Genomic DNA, 900 nt, shown 5'->3' with positions numbered 1-900 from the left:
AATAGACCTCTTTCATAAGTCATCTTTTAACCAGTTCAAGATTAAAGATTGCAGCGATCAAATTGAAGCGTAAACTAATTCTAGATCGTCTATTTCTGTAGGGCGAGCTTAGGATGTTAAACCGTTTTAGCGCACCAAACGTATGCTCAACCTTTATGCGCCGACGATTAATTTCCTTGTTGATGTGCTTTAGATAAGGATCAAGTGGCTGTCGCTTAGTTGCTTTAAAAGGAAGTAAGCTGGTGAACCCTATTTTAGCTAACCCCAGATAACCTTTGTCAGCAAGCACAAACGGCTTAAAGTTTAAGAATTTCATGCTTATCTTGAACAGTTTAAAGTCATGAACCCGGCCTTTGGCAAAACAGGTACTCAAGATTTGTCCGGTCTTATAGTGGATCATGGCCTGCATCTTGACCGTATGCCGCTTCTTCTTGCCGCTATAGTAATGTTTTTGTTTTTTTTGGACGTTCAACTGGAATTTCGGTGGCGTCTACAATGACCACGTCCCAGTCCATTCCAGCACCCTGCAGCAGCTTTTTAGGCAGATGAAACTTGTTGCTGTTGATGAGGACATTCTCAACGTGCCTGACAATACGATGCGCACTGGCCTCTGAGATACCATAGGTCATGCCAGTGTGCAGTAAAGTACGGTACTCTCGCCAATAGCTTAAGGTCAGCAATAACCGGTCTTCAAGGCATAGCTTGGGTGGTCGTCCAAACGTAGACTCAAAAGGTCTTAGCTCATCGAGCATTAAGTGAAAAGTGGCAGATTGCACGCCAACCAGTCGCTTGAACTTGTCGGCACTTAAGCGTTTAATATCTTTATATCTCATCAGCCAAGCATGACATAAATACCAATAGTTTTCTGGTCAATTTTTAACTTATGAAAGAAGTCTAATA

2 protein-coding genes are annotated in these 900 nt (G+C 42.2%); both read right to left on the bottom strand.

From position 1 onward, the window contains the following. Positions 1–19: 19 nt before the first annotated feature. A complete protein-coding gene (locus E2B99_RS13405) occupies positions 20–409 on the bottom strand; it encodes a transposase (RefSeq protein ID WP_240687842.1) in 390 nt (129 codons plus the stop codon). Between the two features lie 28 nt (positions 410–437). After that, positions 438–833 (bottom strand): transposase family protein, encoded by a 396-nt coding sequence (locus E2B99_RS13400; protein ID WP_134245698.1) that lies wholly within the window; start codon positions 831–833, stop codon positions 438–440. Positions 834–900: the final 67 nt, after the last annotated feature.

It is taken from the genome of Alkanindiges illinoisensis, assembly GCF_004377485.1.
Lineage (GTDB): Bacteria > Pseudomonadota > Gammaproteobacteria > Pseudomonadales > Moraxellaceae > Alkanindiges > Alkanindiges illinoisensis_A.
Note: the sequence above shows the minus strand (reverse complement) of the source record. Positions and strands in the feature narration are given on the sequence as shown.